Here is an 18,493-nt window from a genome sequence, read left to right as displayed (position 1 = left end):
AGAAGGCGGTGACCACCCCGGCCCTGCGCGGCATCCGCACGTTGCTGCTGTGCTGCGCCTTCTGGCTGGCGGGGTCGGCCACAGCGCAGGCGGGCATGCTGCGCGTCGACGACGCGACCCGCTGGCCGGTGGCGCTCGACACGCGCGCCGAGGTGTTCGAGGACACCAGCACGCGGCTGTCGCTCGACGAAATCGATGCCCTGGAAAGCGGCGTGGCCGGCGGCTTCCAGCCCGGCAACGCAGCGCGCATGCGGCCGGGCTTTTCGCGTTCGGCCTTCTGGCTGCGGCTCACGCTGGTGAACGACACCGGCGCGATCCAGCCGCTTCGGCTGGTGCTCGACGCCACGTGGCTGCAGCACGTTGATTTCCATGCGCGCCGCGAGCTGGCGGGCTGGGCCACGTGGACACATGAGCAAACCGGCGTGTCGGTGCGGTCACGCACCGGACGGGACCGCGAGCGCGTGCCGACGCTGGCCCTCGACCTGCAGCCCGGCGAGCAGGCTCGCGTGCTGGTGCGGGTTCAGACGAACAGCAGCGTCAAGCTCGCGCCGGCGCTGTATTCGGCCGACGCCTGGCGCGAAGCAGAAAGCGGCCATGCACTGCTCGACGGCCTGCTGATCGGCGGGCTGCTGGTGCTCTCCGTGTATTCGCTGGCGCTGTGGTTCATCTCGCGCGACCTGGCAACGGCGCTGCAGAGCCTGGGCTTCGCGCTCGTGGCGCTCTACGAGGGCGCCTACCGCGGCCATGCACGGCTGGCGCTGTGGCCCGACAGCCTCGAATGGAGCTACCGCGCGGCCGGCGTCACCGCGGGCTGCTGCGTGCTCTCGCTGATGTTCTACCTGTACGCGGTGTCGCGGCGCAGCCCGGTGCGCGCGCCCGGACTGTCGCTCTTCGCGGTGCTCGCGGCAGGGCAATGCGTCGTGGTGCTGGGCACGCTGCTGGGGCCGTACGCGCCCTTCGCGCTGGCCGGCACGCTGAGCGCGCCGGTGGTGGTTCTCGCATTGACCGTCGGCACCTTCATCTACATGCGGCGCGCGGGGCCGGGCGGGCGGCTGGCCTTTCCGGTGATGAGCATCGTCGCCGTCGGGGTGTGCCTGCGGCTCACCGAACTCGCGATGCCGGCGCACACGATCCCCGGCTTCGACGCCTATGCGCTGGGCTTCCCGGGCATGCTGGTCGGCCTGGTGGCGCTGGCGGCGTGGGCGCACCACCTGTCGCGGCAGCAGCGCGTCGCGCAGCGCACGCTGGTGCACTGGCAGGCCGAGGAACAGCAACGGCTGCAGGAAGAAGTGAAGCGCAAGACGCACGCGCTGAACGCGGCGCTGGAGCAGGCCGAGCACCAGGCGCGCGAGCAGACGCAGCTGCTGGCCTACATCAGCCACGACCTGCGCGCACCGCTGTCGACCATTATCGGCAACGCGCGCCTGCTGCATGGCGACAGCTCGCCGCCGCCCGAGCGGCTGCAGGCCATCGAGCGCAGCGTGGCCTACCAGCTCGCGCTGATCGACGATCTGCTCGACTACGCGAAGAGCGAGCTGCTGCCCTTCGCCTTCGAGCCCCGGCCGGTGCACCTGCGCGCGCTGATCGACGACATCGCGCAGTACGCAGACACGCTCGCGCAGCGGCAGCACAACCGGTTCGAGCTGGAAGTGCTGGGCGCGCTGCCGGTCGCGGTGTACCTCGACAGCAAGCGCTTCCAGCAACTGCTGCTGAACTTGCTGTCGAACGCCGCGAAGTTCACGCGCGACGGCAAGATCGGCCTGCGCGTGCAGGCCCGGCCGCGCGCGGACTCGTGGCGGCTCAGGTTCGACGTGTGGGACAGCGGCATCGGCATCGACAAGGAAGACCAGGCGCGCATCGTCCAGGCCATCGCGCAGGGCGCGCCCAGCGCCAACGGCCACGGACTGGGGCTGGCGATCGCGCGGCGCATCGTGCAGCACATGGGCGGGCGCCTGCTGCTGGAGAGCCACCGCAACCTGGGAACGCGTGTGCACTTCTCGGTGATCGTGAAGGACGCGCCGAAAGAATTGCTGCCCCTAGCCACCAAGTCACAGCAGCCGCAGCAGCCGCGCCATGCACCGCCCGTGCCCGTACCGGGCCACAGGGTGAGACGTCCACCGGTGCCCGCGATCGCGCCGCTTCCCGCATCGGTGCGCGACGAACTCGAAACGCTCGCGCGCGACGGCCGTTGGAGCGACCTGCACGAATGGGCCGACCGGCTTGCGGCCGACGCGCGCCACTCGGCGCTGGTCGACGCGGTGCGGCATGCGCTGGACATGCTGGACTTCGAACACATCCGCCTGCTGGCGCGCGCAACGCCTAACGCGAGCCAATGACGCTGCGGGCGTCTGCGGAAAACCCGTCAGGCCGCAACAGCCTCCGCGCCCACGTCCGCGAAGTCGATCAGCACCTTCATCGCCTTCTGACGGTCGCTCGCCAGCTCGAAGGCCTGCCGCGCCTGCAGCATCGGGAAGGTGTGCGTCACCACGGGCGACAGATCCACGCGCCCTTCGTTGATGAGCCGCACCGCGAGCGCGAACTCCGCATGGAAGCGGAACGAGCCGCAGATGCTGAGCTCCTTCGCCACCACCATGTTCTGCGGAATGCTCACGTCGCCGCCCAGGCCTAGCTGCACGACCACACCGCGCGGGCGCATCACCTCCAGTCCGTCGCGCAGCGCGCGCTCGTTGCCGGAGCATTCGAGCATCACGTCGAAAGTGCCCTTGTCGGCCGAGTAGCGCGACACCCAGGTCTTGTCCTGCGCGACGTTGATGACGTTGTCGGCGCCCATGGCACGCGCGATGGCCAGCGGCTCGTCGACCACATCGGTGGCGGTGATCTCTGCCGCGCCATGCGCGCGCGCCGCCGCAATGGCCAGCACGCCGATGGGCCCGCAGCCCGACACCAGCACGCGCTTGCCCAGCAGCGGACCGGCGCGCGACACGCCGTGCAGCCCCACCGAGAACGGCTCGGCCAGCGCGGCCAGGCGCAGCGGCACGTGCTCGGCCACCTTCACGCACTGCGTGGCCTCGCACAGCAGCATGTTGCGGAACGCGCCCTGCACGTGCGGCGTGCGCATGGCACTGCCGTAGAAGCGCATGTCGAGGCACTGGTTGGGCAGGCCTTCGAGGCAGAACTTGCAGGCGCCGCAGGGGCGGCTCGGGTTGATGGCCACCTTGTCGCCGATGCGCACGCTCTCCACGCCGGGCGCCACCGCCACCACGGTGCCGGCCACTTCGTGGCCCAGCACCATCGGCTCCTTGATGCGCACGGTGCCGAAGCCGCCGTTGTGAAAGTAATGCAGGTCGGAGCCGCAGATGCCGCCCATGCCGACCTTCACCAGCACCTGGCCGGGGCCGATCTCGCCGGCGTCCTGTTCGTCCAGCCGCAGGTCGTCGGGGGCGTGGATCACGAGGCACATACAACGCAAACGCATGATTCTTTCCTTCGGCCAGTCAGGGCACGGGGGTAATGAGAGGCTGGCCCGTGAAGTGGGCCTCGAGGTTGCGGCGCACCAGTTCGCCCATGGCGCGGCGCGTCTGTTCGGTGCCGCTGCCATGGTGCGGATGCAGCACCACGTTGTCGAGCGCGGCAAAGCGCGGGTCGATGCGCGGCTCGTTGAGGAACACGTCGAGCGCCGCGCCGGCAATGCCGCGCGCCTCCAGCGCCTGCAGCAGCGCGCCTTCGTCGACGGTGGTGCCGCGCGACACATTCACGAGCCAGCCCTTGGGGCCCAGCGCCTGCAGCACCTCGGCATTGACGATGCCCCGCGTGGCCTCTCCGCCGGGCAGGATGACGATGAGCACGTCGCACCAGTCGGCCATGGCGCTCAGGCTGGCGAAGTGGCGGTGCGGGCTGTCGGCCTTCGGCGTGCGGCTGAAGTAACCCAGCTCCACGTCGAAGCCCGAGAGCCGCCGCGCGATGGTGCTGCCGATGCGGCCGAAGCCCGCGATGCCGATGCGCTGGCCGAAGACGCGGGTGGTCAGCGGCATGCCGCCATTGGCCCACGCGCCGCTGCGCACGAACTGGTCGCCCGCCGGAATGCGCCGCTGCACCGCCAGCGTGAGCCCCACGGCGAGGTCGGCCACGTCGCCGTTGAGCACGTCGGGTGTGTTGGTCACGCGGATGCCGCGCGCGCGGCAGGCGGCAAGGTCGATGCCGTCGGTGCCCACGCCGTAGCAGGCGATCAGCTCCAGCGCAGGCAGCGCGGCGATCAGTTCGGCGTTGGCACCCAGCTCGCCGCGCGTTGCGACCGCGCGGATGTTCGGCGCGTGCTCGGCAATGAAGGCCTGCCGGTCCGGCGCTTCCCAGAGGCGATGCAGCGTGTAGGCCGCCCGCATCGGCGCCATGTCCCATTCCGGGTAGGTGCCTGGCATCAGCACGTGCGGGGATGTAGCGGTAGCGGTCAAGCGGGTGTCTCCTCGGATAGCGGTTGCAACTCAATAAGATACCGGTAACTTTAATTGATGAAAGATAATAATGCCAACGGAGGTTTTACCAGTTGACGATCTCAAAAGATACCGGTAACTTATGCCGTCAGCCATGTACTCGGAGCCTCCTTTGAAACTCTTCGATCTTTCCGGGCGCACCGCCCTCGTCACCGGCTCCAGCAAGGGCATCGGCTTTGCGCTGGCGGCCGCGCTCGGCAACGCCGGCGCGCGCGTGGTTCTCAATGCACGCGATGCCGCATCGCTCAACGCCGCCCGCGACGCCTTGCGCGCCAAGGGCATCGCGGCCGAGGCCATGGCCTTCGACGTGACCGACGCCGCAGCGGTGGAAGCCGGCGTGGCCGCCATCGAAGCCGACATCGGCGCCATCGACATCCTCGTGAACAACGCCGGCATGCAGCACCGCGGCGCGTTCGCCGAATTCCCTATCGACGCGTGGCACAAGATCACCACCACCAACATCGACAGCGTGTTCCTGGTCGGCCGCTTCGTCGCGCAACGCATGATCGAGCGCAAGCGCGGCAAGATCATCAACGTGTGCTCGGTGCAAAGCGAGCTGGGCCGCCCGGGCATCGCACCCTACGCCGCCACCAAGGGCGCGGTGAAGATGCTCACCAAGGGCATGGCGATCGACCTGGGCAAGTACGGCATCCAGGTCAACGGCCTCGGGCCGGGCTACTTCAAGACCGAACTCACTCAGGCGCTGGTGGCCGATGAAGCCTTCACTGCGTGGCTCTCGGGCCGCACGCCCGCCGGCCGCTGGGGCGACGTGGAAGAGCTCGGCGGCGCGGCCATCTTCCTGGCCTCGGATGCGTCGAGCTTCGTCAACGGCCACATCCTGTATGTGGATGGCGGCATCACCTCGAGCCTGTAGCACCGTGCAGCATCCAGAGCAGCCGCAGCGCCTGAGCGTGGTGGTAATGGGCGTGTCGGGCACCGGCAAGAGCAGCGTGGCCGCCGGGTTGGCGCAGACGCTGGGCGTGCCGTGGGTCGATGCCGATGACCTGCACGTGCCCGAGGCCGTGGCGCGCATGCGCGCCGGCCTCCCGCTCTCCGACGAAGACCGCTGGCCCTGGCTCGACCGCGTGGGCGCCAGCCTTGCTGACCGCACGGCCGCGCCGCGTGGCGTGGTGGTGGCCTGCTCCGCCCTGCGTCGCGCCTACCGCGACCGGCTGCGCGCCGCGTCGCCCGAGCTGCAGTTCGTGTTTCTCGACGGGTCGCCCGCGCTGGTGCGGCAGCGAATGGAACAACGCACCGGGCACTACATGCCGCCGGCGCTGCTCGACAGCCAGCTGAAGACGCTGGAGAGGCCCGACGCGAGCGAACCCGGCGTGCTGCACGCCGACATCGCCGTGCCCGTGCAGCAGATCGTGGCCGACATCGGCGCACGGCTCGTTCAACGCTCGAAGGATGCTTCCATGAAAGTCTCTGCATGACAGCAGCATCCAGCCAGCGCGTGGCCGTGATCGGCGTGGGCATCATGGGCTCGGCCATCGCGCGCCGGCTGCTCGAATGCGGCCACCGGGTGAACGTGTTCGACCTCGATGCGGCCAAGGTGGCCGCGCTGGCAGCGCAAGGCGCACAAGCGGCCGACACCGCGCAAGCGGCAGCGGCGGCCAGCGACTTCGTCATCACCAGCCTCAACTCTGCGGCGGTGGTGGAGCGCGCAATCTTCGGCGAGGCCGGCATTGCCGCCGCACCTGCCGATGCGAAGCGGCTGCTGATCGACATGTCGTCCATCGACCCACCTTCCACGCGCCGGCTCGCACAGTCGCTGCGCGAGCGCACGGGCATGAGCTTCGTCGATGCGCCGCTTTCCGGCGGCGCGCCCAAGGCCCTGCTCGGGCAACTCACGGTGATGGCAGGCGGCAGCGCCGACGACGTGCTGCGCGCACGCGCCGTGATGGACAGCCTGTGCGCCAACTACACCCACATGGGCGACAGCGGCGCGGGCCAGACCACCAAACTCGTCAACCAGCTGCTCTGCGCCATCGGCTTTCAGGCCGTGGCCGAGGCGGTGCGGCTGGCCGAAGCCGGTGGCGTCGATGCATCGAAGCTGCCCGCCGCACTGGCCGGCGGCCGCGCCGACAGCCAGATCCTGCGCGAGTTCGGCCCCAAGATGGCCGCGCGCGACTACACGCCTACCGGCCGCATCGACAACATGCTCAAGGACCTCGAAGCGGTGCAGGCCTTCTCGCAAGGCCTGCGCCTGCCGATGCCGCTGGCGGGCGCCGTCTCGGAGCTGCACCGAGCCTTCGTCGCAGCCGGGCTCGGCGCCGAAGACACGGCGGCCATGATGCGGCAGTTCGACGGCTACGGGCGCGGCTGAAGCGCCTCCCGCCACACACAGCTTTCACCCAGGAAAGAAGAGACACCATGTTCATCCGCTGCGCGTTTTTCAGGGGCCGGGTCAAGGCCGGCATGGAAGAAGCCTTCGACCGCCACGTGCACGAAAAACTCGTGCCGCTGTGGACCCGCTTCCCCGGTGCGCTCGAAGTGCGCGTGCTGCGCCAGATCGAAAGCGATGTGAGCGACCCCGAACTGGCGATGGTGCTGTCGATCCGCTATGCGAGTCGCGAGGACATCGCCCGCGCACTCGACTCACCCGTTCGCCATGAAAGCCGCGAGGTCTCGAAGAAGCTGTTCGAGATGTTCGACGGCACGGTCTTCCACACGGTGTTCAGCGCCGAGGAGTTCGCGCTGCCGGCCGCCTGAGCGGCGTCTTTCTTGCCGTCCTCTTCGGTGCCGCTCTCTTCAGCGCCGTCTTCTTCGATGCCGCCTTGCCATCGAGGTCCGCCAGCTCCCACACCCCACCGGCCGCCGACACCAGCGCATGCGCGCTGTTGATCAGCCCGATATGCGAAAACGCCTGCGGAAAATTGCCGAGCTGCCGCTGCGCCACCGGGTCGTACTCCTCCGCGAACAGGCCCAGGTCGTTGCCCAGCGCCAGCAGGCGCTTGAACAGGGCTCGCGCCTTGCGCAGCTTGCCCATGGCCACGTACACGTTCGACAGCCAGAAGCTGCACGCGAGAAACGCGCCCTCCCCGCCTTCGAGGCCGTCCACGCCTTTCTCGGTGCGATAGCGGTACACCAGCCCGTTGAAGATCAGCTCCTTCTCGATGCGCGCGATGGTGCCCTGCACCCGCGCATCATGGATCGGCAGAAAGCCGATCAGCGGCATCCACAGCAGCGCCGCATCCACCGTGTCTGCGCCGTAGTACTGCACGAATGAATTGCTCGCGGCGTCGTAGCCGCGGGCGCAGACCTCGGCGTGGATCTCGTCGCGCACCTCGCGCCAGCGCTCGACAGGGCCTTCGAGCCCATACTCCGTCGCGCTCGCGATCACCCGGTCGAAGGCCAGCCAGCACATGATCTTGGAATGCACGAAGTGGCGCGGCTCGCCGCGCACTTCCCACAGGCTGCAGTCGGGTTCCTTCCACAGCACCATCAGGTGCTTCGCAATGGCGCGCTCCAGCGGCCACACCTTGTCCATGTCCGCCAGCCCGGCCTTGCGCGCCGCATGAAAGGCCGCGATGACCGAGCCGTACACATCGAGCTGGCGCTGCCCGTGCGCGCCATTGCCGATGCGCACCGGGCGGCTGTCTTCGTAGCCCGGCAGCCAGCCGAGCTCGAGTTCGGTGAGCGAGCGTTCGCCGTGCAGGCCGTACATCACCTGCAGCTCTTCGGGCGAACCGCCCACCGCTCGCATCAGCCACCAGCGCCAGGCGCTGGCTTCCTCGACATAGCCCGAACCGATCAGCGCGTAGAGCGTGAGCGCCGCGTCGCGCAGCCAGCAGAAGCGGTAGTCCCAATTGCGTTCGCCGCCCGGCAGTTCGGGCAGCGAGGTGCTCGGCGCGGCGACGATGCCGCCGGTGGGCTCGTAGGTGAGCGCCTTGAGCGTGAGCAGCGAGCGCATCACCGGCTCGCGAAACTCGCCGTGGTAGCCGCAGCGGCCGGTCCACGCGCTCCATTCGGCGACGGTGCGCGCCAGCAGCGCGCTGGCATCGCGCGTCACCGGCGGCTTCAGGTGCGAGGGAAACCAGTCGAGGCTGAACGCGATGGCCTGCCCCGCGGACACGGTGAAGTCGGCAAAGCTCGCGAAGTTCTCGTTGGTCAGCGGCACGCCGGAGCTGATGCGCACCGAGTCCGGCCCGGCCGTGGCAAACACCGCGCCGTCGCGCCGCTCCATCCAGGGGCACCACTCGCCGTAATTGAAGCGGATACGGAACTCGGTGTGCATGGCGACCGTGCCGCGCACGCCCTGCACGATGCGCACCACCTCGTGCGTGCCGTCGAGCGCAGGGCGGGGCATGAAGTCGGTGACGATGGCCGTCCCCTTGGCCGTGCGGATCGTGGTTTCGAGCACCACGGTGCCGGGCAGGTAGCGCCGCGTGACACGCGCCTTGCGGTCTTTGGCGCGCATCGTCCAATGGCCGTTGCGCTCGTCGCCGAGCAGGCTGGCGAACATCGCGGCCGAATCGAAGCGCGGCAGGCACAGCCACTCGATGTCGCCGCCGCAATGCACCAGGGCCGCGCTGTGGGTCGAGCCGATGAGCGCGTAGTCGCCGATGGGGCGGTTCGGGCGGTCGGCGTGAAGCCGTGAGGAGGGTTGCTTGGGAGTCTTTGGCAAGAGGCCGAGCTTTGCCGTGCGCGCGGGCGTGGCACGCCAGCGGCGGGCGCGGATTGCTGACGGACAACGCCTAATGGCGCATGACAAATAAGGCACCCATCTACTTGTTCCTGGGGATGGCCTTCGCACCGTCGCGCTCCTACCATCAGCCGCGCACGAAATGACAAGAGGCTCGTGAAGATGAAACGGCACAGGTCGCCGCTTGGGCCCCATGGTGCAGCGCTCTACTTTGCCCCTCCCATTCCAACGCAAATAGACATCACACGTGAACGGACACAACCAACTCTTCCGAGCCGATCCCGTTGCGTACGCGCAGCTTCGCGCGATCAACGGCGTTTCGTGGTTCATGCAGAACGCGCAGGCGCAGCAGAATCCAGCTTTCGCCATGCAGGTCCTGGTACTCAACACGGCCAAGATGGGCTCGTTCGATCTGCAGGGCACCGCGCAAGCCCTCCAGGTCACCTTGAGGCCGGTGGGAAATGTCCTCCATCAGGATCAGCCGATCTCGGCGTATTGGTGTCCTTTCATCCAGGGCAACGTGATGCCCGGATTCGTCGACGTACCTCGACACAACCCGCAGCACAGGTTCGTCTTCACCGCCGCCATGAATGGCTGCGCCCTGATGGTGACGAACTCGCCGCTCGGTGCGCATCTGATCAGGGTGTATCACCACCAGCACCCCGGGCAAGCCAACATCAATCAGATGATCCAGACGCAAGGGCAGGAAGTGATCTCGTACATCGGCTTCGACGACTACGGCCACGCCAACCAGCATATTCCGCTGCCGAACGCCTTCAACTTCCTGTACTACAGGAACGGCGCCTGGAAGTACGTTCTGCAACCGCAACTGTTCGATCCACTCACGAACAATGTGACGCTCAACGGCCTCATCCCCTCGCAGGTGCTCGATGCGACTTTCTGATTCAGGCGGCGGCCCTGGCCCCGGAGTCCGCTACAGCACATCCTTCAGCTTGGCCCGCAGCCTGCTGATCGCCTGGCTGTGCAGCTGGCACACCCGCGACTGGCTCACCTCCAGGATTGCGCCGATCTCGCGCAGGTTCAGCTCTTCCTCGTAGTAGAGGTTCAGCAGCAGCTGGTCGCGCTCCGGCAGCGCACCGATGGCGTCTACCAGCTGATGCCGGAAGCCGCTTTCCAGCAGCTGCTCCAGCGGATCGTCACTGCCGCGCCGGTCCTTGCGCGCGTCCTGCGAATGGCTGTCGAGGAACGGGCTGTCCGGGTCGTCCTTGGAGAAATCTTCGACGTACACCAGCTGGCAGCCCTGGATCTCCTGCAGCAGCGACTGATACGCCTCCAGGTCCATCTTCAGCTCCTTGGCGATCTCCCCTTCGGTGGGAGAGCGCCCGAGCTTGTGGCCCAGCGCCTGGATCGCCTTCTCGACGCCGCGCGCCGACTGGCGCAGGCCGCGCGAGCCCCAGTCGCTGGCGCGCAGTTCGTCGAGCATGGCGCCGCGGATGCGCTGGCTGACGAAGGTCTCGAATTGCGCGCCGCGGTTGTCCTGGTAGCGGCTGGAGGCGTCCAGCAGGCCCAGCATGCCGGCCTGGATCAGGTCGTCCAGCTCCACGCTGGCCGGCAGCTTGGCCATCATCTGCAGCGCGATGCGGCGCACCAGCGGCTGGTGCTGCGCCAGCAGATGTGATTTTTCGATGGTTCCCTGTGCGGTGTACACGGCCGTCCTTCTTGGGTTGTCCGGGTCGGCGGGCTCAGGCCACGGCCTGCAGCGGCTCGGCCGCGCGCCAGGGCCAGCGGTCGACCTCGCCGGCAATGCGCCGGAAGTCGACGGCGGCATGGCTCGCGGGAAAGGCCTCGACGATGGTCTTCTTCAGGCGCCACGCGTCGGCAACGAGCGGATCGAAGCGCACCCAGCCCGCGGGCTGAAGCAGCAGCGCGAGATAGCGGCTGGCGGCATGCGCGAGGTTGCTCATGATCTGGCGCGCGGCCACGACGTCGGCCGCGCCGTTGACCAGGAAGCGCATCTGCTTGAGGCCGTGCGCGTGGTGCAGCCGCTTGATGCCTGCATAGGCCGCGGTGATCGACGCGGGGTGCGGCTGCAGCACCAGCAGCAGGTCGTCCGCGCCCTGCGCGAGCGCCGACAACCGGCCCTCGGCGTCGAAAGCCGCATCGACGATGACGACGCCGTCGTGCCAGAACTTGCGCGGGTCGATTTCGCCATCCGCACCATTCACCGCGCCGTGCGGCGCGGGTAGCACGTGCACGCCGCAGGCTGCCTTGACCTCTGCACCATCCAGCGTCAGGCGCTGGCTTGCTACATCGGCCAGGTTCCCCAGCGGATCGATGTCCCACACCTCACAGGCCGAACCCACAGTCGGGCAGTGCTCGTCCAGCAGCAGCACGTTGCGACCCTGCAGGGTCAGTGCCACACCGAGATTCATCGCGGCCGTGGTACTCCCCGCGCCCTGCCCCAGGCCTGCGACGGCCACCACGCGCGCATGCGTCGGTGCGAGCATGCGCCGCAGTCCGTCGGCCTGATCCGCAACCAGCTTGTTCATTCCTGATTCCTCAACCCAGCTTCTCCAGCGCACGCGGCGCCTGCGTGGGAGCGGTCGACTCGGTGCCCAGCGCCTCCAGCAGCAGGAAGAGCTTGCCCACGCCCGCATACAGAGCACTGCCGCTCATGGCCCGCCCGTTGCGCGCCGGGCGCCCCGTGAGCTGGCCCAGCAGCGCGCGCGTGCGGTCGGCCCAATCGCCTTCGGCTTGCAGCAGGCGCCACACGGTGGTGGTCATCTGGCCGGCGATCAGCAGCCGCTTCATGATGTCGGGGTCGCCCAGTTCGCCGATACCGCCGACCATCTGCACACCGTCGCGCAGCAGTCGGAAGCAGGGCTCGGCGTCGCTGGCCCAGCTCTGCCATTGCGCGAGCTGCTGCGTGGAAACGTCCGCGCCGATATTGGTCAACGCATGGCCCTGCGCCAGCACGTTGCCGGTGCGCGCATCGACCACCCGCGTGGCGACGCAGCGCAGCGCGGGCATCGCATCGCGCCCGATGCCCGCCGCCATGGCGGCCGCGTTGAAGCGCAGCACCACGTCGGCATGCGCCTCGCTGCGCAACGCCGCCTTGCCGCGAAAGCGCACGGGCCGCCCCTCGCCGAATTCAAAGTCCATGCGCGCGAGCGTGTCGGGTGCGCCGGTGCGCACGTCGATCACCGCGGTGGAGCCCGGCGCGCGCGCCAGCCAGCGCTGGCCCGCGGCCTGCCACTGCACCATGGCTTCGATGCCGGGCAGCCTCGTCAACAGATGCACCAGCGGCTTGTGGCCGAAGTCCTGCTGGCGCAGCCACGGCACCTGGCGTGCGCCGGGCTTGCGCGCAGCCTCTTTCATGCCGCGCGTGGCGGCGGTCGAGAGCCACTGGTTCGGCGCTGCCAGCGGCAGGCCCGTGCGGTCCGACAGCAGCAGGCTGCCGTGGCATTCATAAGCGTCGCCGCCTTCGTTCGAGCGCAGCCCGACCTGCCCGCACAGTGCGAGCACATGGGTCTCGCAGCCGGCGGCCACTTCGCTGCGCGCATGCACCATCAGGTCGTGCAGCACGGCCTTCTGGCCGGTGCCTTCGTCGCCGGCCTGGCGCCAGAGTGCGCGCGAACGCTCGAAGCCGATCTGCGCGCCGGCCAATGCGCTGGCGGCAGTGGCGAGTTCTTGCGCGTCGTGCGCCATGGCGCGAATCAGGTTCTGGTACTTCAGCCGCAGGCGGTCGGTCTCGCCTTGCGCCTGCACCACCTGCGCCGAGGGGCCCGCGCCCGCCGGCTCCTCGTGCAGATCGCTTTCCGCGGGCACGAACAGCGGGCTGTGCTGGCGCGGCTGGAACACGCTGTCCACCAGCTGCGCGCGGTCGGCCTGCATCAGGTTCTCGGGCACCTTCTGGCCGCTGGAGATGTAGTGCACCGGCAGGCGGTGGCGGATCACGGTGTCGATCAGCGCGCCCGGATGCGTGGCCTCGTCGACCTTGGTGAAGATGCAGCCGGTGAGTTCGTTGCCATGGCGGTAGGCATGCACCACCTCGTTGAGCGTGTCGCCGTGGCTGGTGGCGTTGAGCAGCAGCAGCCGCTTCACGGGCCGCTGGCTCTGGCCGAGCATCGCGATCTGCTCGGACACGGCGCGGTCGCGCTGGCTCATGCCGACGGTGTCGATCAGCACCATGTGCTTGTCGCGCAGGTCCTGCAGCACCAGGTGCAGGTCGGCCGCATCCTTCACGGCATACACCGGCACGTTGAGGATCTGGCCGTAGATGCGCAGCTGCTCGTAGGCGCCGATACGGTAGCTGTCTGTAGTCACCAGCGCGAGCTTGTCGGCACCGAAGCGCATCACGCAGCGCGCAGCCAGCTTGGCGGTGGTGGTGGTCTTGCCGACACCGGTCGGGCCCATCAGGGCATACACGCCGCCCTGCGCGAACAGTGCGTCTTCGTCTTCATGCACGGGCACGGCGCGGATCAGCTCCGAACGCACGTAGGCCATGCCTTCGGCGTATGTCTGGCCGGTGGGCATCTTCTCCAGCATGGCCTTCGACAGGCCCGCGCTGAAGCCGGCGCCGAGCAGCGTGCGCAGCAGGCGGCCACGCACCGGGTCGCGGCGCTGCTTGTCGTTCCACACGACGCTGGCGAGCTGCTCTTCGATCATGCCGCGCATGGAATGCAGTTCGGTGAGCACGGTGTCAGCGGGTGCGGGTGCGGGTGCGGGTGCGGGTGCGGGCACCGGGGCCGCCACAGGCACGGGGACCGATGCCACTGGCGCCGCGATCACCACGGGCTTCGCAGGCACAGGCGCGGTGTCTTTCAACACCCCCTGCACTTCGCCCTCGACCATTGCGACGATCTCGACGCCCTCGGCCATTGCGCGATGCGTCAGCACGATGGCGTCGGCGCCCAGCGCCTCCCTCACCATCCTCAGGGCTTCGCGGCTGGTGGCCGCGACGAATTTGCGCGCGGTGGTGCGCACGTCGGTCTGCTTGGAATTCAACCTCGTCCTCCGATGGCGGTGGTGATCTTGATGGTGCGGGAGTCAGGAATCTCCGCATGCGAAAGCACTTTCAGCTGCGGCAGGCTGCGCCGCAGGAATCTGGACAGCAGCACGCGCAGCGCGTGCTGCACCACGAGCACCGGCGCCAGGCCCATCTGCTCCTGGCGCAGGATCGCGGCCTGCGCCTGCCTGAGCAGGTTGTCGGCAATGCCGGGCTCGATGCCGCTGCTGTTGGTCAAGGCCTGCTGCAGCACGCCGTCGAGCGAGCCGTCGAGGCCGATCACCTGCATCTCGGTGTCGCCCGGGAACAGCTGCTGCGTGATGGCGCGGCCCAGCGCCAGGCGCGTGAGCGTGGTGAGTTCGGTCGGGTCCTTGATGGTCGGCGCGTGCTCGGCCATCACGTCGAGGATGGTGCGCATGTCGCGGATGGGCACCTCTTCGTCGAGCAGGTTCTGCAGCACCTTGTGCAGCGTGCTGAGCGACAGCACCTTGGGCACCAGGTCTTCCGTGAGCTTGGGCGCGGTCTTGGCGATCTGGTCGAGCAGCTGCTGCACTTCCTGGCGGCCCAGCAGTTCGGCGGCATGCGTCTGGATCAGGTGGTTCAGGTGCGTGGCCATCACCGTGCAGGCATCGACCACCGTGTAGCCCTGCACCTGTGCCTGTTGCCGCAGGCTGGCGTCGATCCACACCGCCGCCAGGCCGAAGGCCGGGTCGCGCGTGGGCGTGCCGGGCAGCGTGCCCGTCACCTGCCCGGGGTTGATGGCCATCCACTGGTTGGGGAAGGCTTCGCCGCGCCCGATCTCCACGTCCTTCAGGCTGATGACGTAGGTGTTGGGCTTGATCTCCAGGTTGTCGCGGATGTGCACCACCGGCACCAGGAAGCCGACCTCCTGCGCAATCTTCTTGCGGATGCTCTTGATGCGGCCCAGCAGTTCGCCCTGCTGCGACTGGTCCACCAGCGGAATGAGCCGGTAGCCGACCTGCATGCCCAGCGGGTCGACCATTGCAACGTCGTCCCACGTCGCTTCTTCCATCTCGGCCGAAGGCGCGGGGTTCGCGGCCTGCGCGGCGGCGGCTGCCTTCTGCGCGGCTTCCTGCGGCTTGCGCATCACCAGCCGGCGGCCCAGCCACACCAGGCCACCCGCTATCAGCAGGAAGGCCAGGTTCGGCATACCCGGGATCATGCCCAGCAGGCCGACGATGCCGGCCGTGAGAAACAGCACCTGCGGGTTGGAAAAGAGCTGGCCCGTGAGCTGGCTGCCCACGTCTTCGTCGGTGGTCACGCGCGACACGATCACGCCGGCAGCGGTGGAGATGACGAGCGCCGGAATCTGCGCCACCAGGCCGTCGCCGATGGCCAGCAGCGTGTAGGTCTTGCCGGCGGTGGAAAAGTCGAGCCCGTGCTGCAGCATGCCGACCACCAGCCCGCCGATGATGTTGATCACCATGATGAGCAGGCCCGCAATCGCGTCGCCGCGCACGAACTTGCTGGCGCCGTCCATCGAGCCGTAGAAGTCGGCCTCCTGCGCAACCTCGGTGCGGCGCTTGCGGGCCACGTCTTCGCCGATCAGGCCGGCGTTGAGGTCGGCGTCGATGGCCATCTGCTTGCCCGGCATCGCGTCGAGCATGAAGCGCGCGCCCACCTCGGCGATGCGCCCCGCGCCCTTGGTGATCACCATGAAGTTGATGAGCACGAGGATGATGAAGACCATCACACCCACCGCGAAGTTGCCGCCCACGAGGAAGTGCCCGAAGGCCTCGATCACCTTGCCCGCCGCGTCGGGCCCGGTGTGGCCGTGCATCAGCACCACGCGCGTGGACGCCACGTTCAGCGACAGGCGCAGTAGCGTCGAGAACAGCAGCACGGCCGGGAAGGCCGCGAAGTCCAGCGCCTTCATCGTGTACATGCTCACCAGCAGCACCATCACCGACATGGCGATGTTGAAGGTGAACAGCAGGTCGAGCAGGAAGGGCGGCAGCGGCAGCACCATCATGCTCAGGATGAGGATGATGAGAATCGGCCCGGCCAGCCCCTTGAACTGCGAGCCGGAGAACAGACGCGTCGGCAGACGCATCAGGTTTGTCATCGCGTTCATGCGGCTTCCACTGTGTATTGAAGGTCTGCCGGCACCGGCAGGTCGGTCGGCGTGCGCGGGGCGTCGCCGCCCTCGGTCTTCCAGCGCCTGAGCTGGTACACCCAGGCCAGCACCTCGGCCACCGCGGTGTACAGGCCTGCCGGAATCTCATCGCCCAGCTTCGTGTGCTTGTAGAGAGCGCGCGCGAGCGGCGGCGCTTCGAGAATCGCAACCTTGTGCTCCAGCGCCATCTCGCGGATGCGCGCGGCCACAAGCTCGGTGCCCTTGGCCACCACGCGCGGTGCGCGCATGCCGCTGTCGGTGTACTTCAGCGCCACCGCAAAGTGCGTGGGGTTGGTCAGCACGATGTCTGCCTTGGGCACCTCGGCCATCATCCGGCGGCGCGCCATCTGCTGTTGCTGGCGGCGGATCGCGGCCTTGATGTGCGGATCGCCTTCGCTTTCCTTGTGCTCCTGGCGCAGGTCTTCGCGCGACATGCGCAGCTTGCGGTAGTAGCTCCAGAGCTGGAAGGGCACGTCGATCAGCGCCACGAGAAACAGCGTGGCCGCGATCAGCGCGCAATGCTTGGCCACCAGCACCATTGCGTGCGGCAGCGCGTAGTGCGCGGGCTGCGCCATCAGGTCCATCAACGCGCCGATGTCGCGCGACACGACCCACCACGCCACGCCGCCGATCAGCGCCGACTTGGCCAGCGCCTTGAAAAGCTCGGCCAGCGACTGCGCGGAAAACATGCGGCCGATGCCGGCCAGCGGATTGAGCTTGCTGAAGTTCGGCCCCACCGATTTGGTGGAGAACAGCCAGCCGCCGAGCATCAGCGGCGCGACCACGGCAGCGACGATCATCATCGCGAACAACGGGCCGATGGCCGTGAGCGTGTGCATCGCCATCAACCCGGTCTGGGCCAGCATGTGCGAGGGATCGAAGGCGCTGGCGCGGTCGAACTGCAGGCCGCGGTGCAACGCGCCGCTCATGCTCGTGCCCAGCGACTCCCCTGCGAACCACAGCCCCGCGCATGCGGTGCCCAGCATGACGAAGGTGGTGAGCTCGCGCGAACGGGCTACGTTGCCTTCCTCGCGCGCCTTCTCCAGGCGTCGCTCGGAGGCGGGTTCCGTTTTTTCGAGATCGCTTTCCTCAGCCATTCATGCTCCGAACCAGCAGTGGCGAAGTACGCCTTGCTCATGACCAAATTATTGAATTCGGTCGTCCGGAACAATCTGCCGATAAGGGCCCTTATCGCCCTGCTATTCGGACAATAGGCAGGGCCTGGAAGCCCGGCCCGGGCTCAGAAGCCGAGGCTCTCCAGCAGGTCGTCGACCTGTGCCTGGTCGGTCACCGCATCGGGGTTGCCGGGCTTGACCTGCGGGCCGTTCTGCAGGCTGTGCGCGGCCTCCTGGCGCTTCTCGGGCGCGGAGTTGTCGATCAGCACTTGCAGCAGCTGCGTCTCCACGTCGTTGACCACTTCCATCATCTTCTTGATGACCTGGCCGGTCAGATCCTGGAAGTCTTGCGCCATCAGGATTTCCATGAGCTGCGAGTTGATCGCGCCGGCGCGCTCCGGCACCTCGTTGAGGTAGCTGCGCGTGTCGAGCACGAGTTCGCGCGCATGGTCGAGCTCGATGGGGTTTTCGAACCACAGGTCCCAGCGCTTGCTGAGGCCCTTGGCATCGCTGGCCAGAGCTTCCTGCAGCGGCTGTGCAACATCGATAGCGTTGAGCGCGCGGTGCGCGGCACGCTCGGTGGTGGCAGCCACGTAGCTCAGGCGGTCGCGCGCATCCGGAATGGCTTGCGCGGCCTTGGCCACCTGCTTGTCGAGGCCCAGCTCGCGCAGGCCTTCGCGCAGCTGGCGCGTGAGCTGGCCGATGCGGCCCAGCAGTTCTTCGGCGGTGTTGGTGGGGTCCGCGGCCCCGGCAGCGTTCTGGCTCATGTCAGGCCGCTTCCTTCGCAAGCTTCTCGAAGATCTTGGTGATCTTCTCTTCGAGCGTGGCGGCGGTGAATGGCTTCACCACGTAGCCGTTGGCGCCAGCTTGCGCGGCCGCCACGATGTTCTCTTTCTTCGCCTCGGCCGTGACCATCAGCACCGGCAGCTTCTTCAGCTCGGGGTCGGCGCGAATGGTCTGCAGCATGGTCAGGCCGTCCATGTTCGGCATGTTCCAGTCGGACACCACGAAACCGAAATTGCCGCCGCGCAGCTTCTCGATGCCGGCCGCGCCGTCTTCCGCCTCGTCGACGTTGAGGAACTCCAGTTCCTTCAGCAGGTTGCGCACGATGCGGCGCATGGTCGGGAAGTCGTCCACAACCAGGATTTTGATGCTCTTGTCGATCACGATATTTCC

16 protein-coding genes are annotated in these 18,493 nt (G+C 68.0%); 6 read left to right on the top strand and 10 right to left on the bottom strand.

What is annotated here, in order from left to right; translation table 11 throughout:
* The first annotated feature begins 8 nt into the window (after positions 1-8).
* The gene (locus tag AC07O3_RS16130; protein WP_495339788.1) at positions 9-2,336 is read left to right on the top strand and encodes a sensor histidine kinase; all 2,328 of its coding nucleotides are present in this window, start codon (positions 9-11) and stop codon (positions 2,334-2,336) included.
* 26 nt (positions 2,337-2,362) lie between these two features.
* On the opposite strand, the gene AC07O3_RS16125 is transcribed toward AC07O3_RS16130, so the two are convergent.
* Positions 2,363-3,436, bottom strand: a complete 1,074-nt coding sequence (locus AC07O3_RS16125) for an L-idonate 5-dehydrogenase (RefSeq protein WP_093058588.1) — start codon at positions 3,434-3,436, stop codon at positions 2,363-2,365.
* 19 nt (positions 3,437-3,455) lie between these two features.
* Positions 3,456-4,409, bottom strand: a complete 954-nt coding sequence (locus tag AC07O3_RS16120; protein WP_495339787.1) for a 2-hydroxyacid dehydrogenase — start codon at positions 4,407-4,409, stop codon at positions 3,456-3,458.
* A 133-nt stretch (positions 4,410-4,542) separates the two neighbouring features.
* Between AC07O3_RS16120 and AC07O3_RS16115 the strand changes: the two genes are divergently transcribed.
* Genes AC07O3_RS16115 through AC07O3_RS16100 form a run of 4 tightly spaced genes read left to right on the top strand, consistent with a single transcriptional unit; the run spans position 4,543 to position 7,163 of the window.
* The gene (locus AC07O3_RS16115; RefSeq protein ID WP_177192792.1) at positions 4,543-5,322 is read left to right on the top strand and encodes an SDR family oxidoreductase; all 780 of its coding nucleotides are present in this window, start codon (positions 4,543-4,545) and stop codon (positions 5,320-5,322) included.
* A 4-nt stretch (positions 5,323-5,326) separates the two neighbouring features.
* The gene (locus AC07O3_RS16110) at positions 5,327-5,884 is read left to right on the top strand and encodes a gluconokinase (RefSeq protein WP_495339786.1); all 558 of its coding nucleotides are present in this window, start codon (positions 5,327-5,329) and stop codon (positions 5,882-5,884) included.
* The gene (locus AC07O3_RS16105) at positions 5,881-6,777 is read left to right on the top strand and encodes an NAD(P)-dependent oxidoreductase (protein WP_495339785.1); all 897 of its coding nucleotides are present in this window, start codon (positions 5,881-5,883) and stop codon (positions 6,775-6,777) included. The genes AC07O3_RS16110 and AC07O3_RS16105 overlap by 4 nt, the downstream gene beginning before the upstream one ends.
* Before the next feature lie 47 nt (positions 6,778-6,824).
* Positions 6,825-7,163, top strand: a complete 339-nt coding sequence (locus tag AC07O3_RS16100) for a putative antibiotic biosynthesis monooxygenase (RefSeq protein ID WP_093058583.1) — start codon at positions 6,825-6,827, stop codon at positions 7,161-7,163.
* Here AC07O3_RS16100 and AC07O3_RS16095 read toward each other — a convergent pair.
* Positions 7,129-9,078: a glycoside hydrolase family 15 protein gene (locus AC07O3_RS16095; RefSeq protein ID WP_495339784.1), complete on the bottom strand. Its 1,950-nt coding sequence runs from the start codon at positions 9,076-9,078 to the stop codon at positions 7,129-7,131. The two genes, AC07O3_RS16100 and AC07O3_RS16095, sit on opposite strands and share 35 nt — an antisense overlap.
* A gap of 265 nt (positions 9,079-9,343) precedes the next feature.
* Here AC07O3_RS16095 and AC07O3_RS16090 point away from each other — a divergent pair, with 265 nt between their 5' ends.
* Positions 9,344-10,000 carry a hypothetical protein gene (locus tag AC07O3_RS16090; protein ID WP_093058581.1) on the top strand — a complete coding sequence of 219 codons (657 nt, stop codon included), beginning with the start codon at positions 9,344-9,346 and terminating at the stop codon, positions 9,998-10,000.
* A gap of 30 nt (positions 10,001-10,030) precedes the next feature.
* Here the strand turns inward: AC07O3_RS16090 and AC07O3_RS16085 are convergent, their stop codons facing one another.
* The 7 genes from AC07O3_RS16085 to cheY all read right to left on the bottom strand — a co-directional run bounded on the left by AC07O3_RS16085 (position 10,031) and on the right by cheY (position 18,481).
* Positions 10,031-10,765 (bottom strand): RNA polymerase sigma factor FliA, encoded by a 735-nt coding sequence (locus AC07O3_RS16085; RefSeq protein WP_093058580.1) that lies wholly within the window; start codon positions 10,763-10,765, stop codon positions 10,031-10,033.
* A 34-nt stretch (positions 10,766-10,799) separates the two neighbouring features.
* Entirely contained in the window at positions 10,800-11,606 is an 807-nt protein-coding gene (locus AC07O3_RS16080; protein WP_093178156.1) for a MinD/ParA family ATP-binding protein, read from the bottom strand.
* Between the two features lie 10 nt (positions 11,607-11,616).
* Positions 11,617-14,064, bottom strand: a complete 2,448-nt coding sequence (gene flhF / locus AC07O3_RS16075) for a flagellar biosynthesis GTPase FlhF (RefSeq protein WP_495339783.1) — start codon at positions 14,062-14,064, stop codon at positions 11,617-11,619.
* The gene (flhA, locus tag AC07O3_RS16070) at positions 14,061-16,160 is read right to left on the bottom strand and encodes a flagellar biosynthesis protein FlhA (protein WP_093077268.1); all 2,100 of its coding nucleotides are present in this window, start codon (positions 16,158-16,160) and stop codon (positions 14,061-14,063) included. The genes flhF and flhA overlap by 4 nt, the downstream gene beginning before the upstream one ends.
* Entirely contained in the window at positions 16,157-17,299 is a 1,143-nt protein-coding gene (flhB, locus tag AC07O3_RS16065) for a flagellar biosynthesis protein FlhB (RefSeq protein WP_093178159.1), read from the bottom strand. The genes flhA and flhB overlap by 4 nt, the downstream gene beginning before the upstream one ends.
* 143 nt (positions 17,300-17,442) lie before the next feature.
* A complete protein-coding gene (cheZ, locus tag AC07O3_RS16060; protein WP_093058575.1) occupies positions 17,443-18,084 on the bottom strand; it encodes a protein phosphatase CheZ in 642 nt (213 codons plus the stop codon).
* A 1-nt stretch (position 18,085) separates the two neighbouring features.
* Positions 18,086-18,481 carry a chemotaxis response regulator CheY gene (cheY, locus tag AC07O3_RS16055; protein WP_172839779.1) on the bottom strand — a complete coding sequence of 132 codons (396 nt, stop codon included), beginning with the start codon at positions 18,479-18,481 and terminating at the stop codon, positions 18,086-18,088.
* Positions 18,482-18,493 lie beyond the last annotated feature (12 nt).

This window comes from Variovorax sp. GW821-FHT09D05 (genome assembly GCF_059416325.1).
Note: the sequence above shows the minus strand (reverse complement) of the source record. Positions and strands in the feature narration are given on the sequence as shown.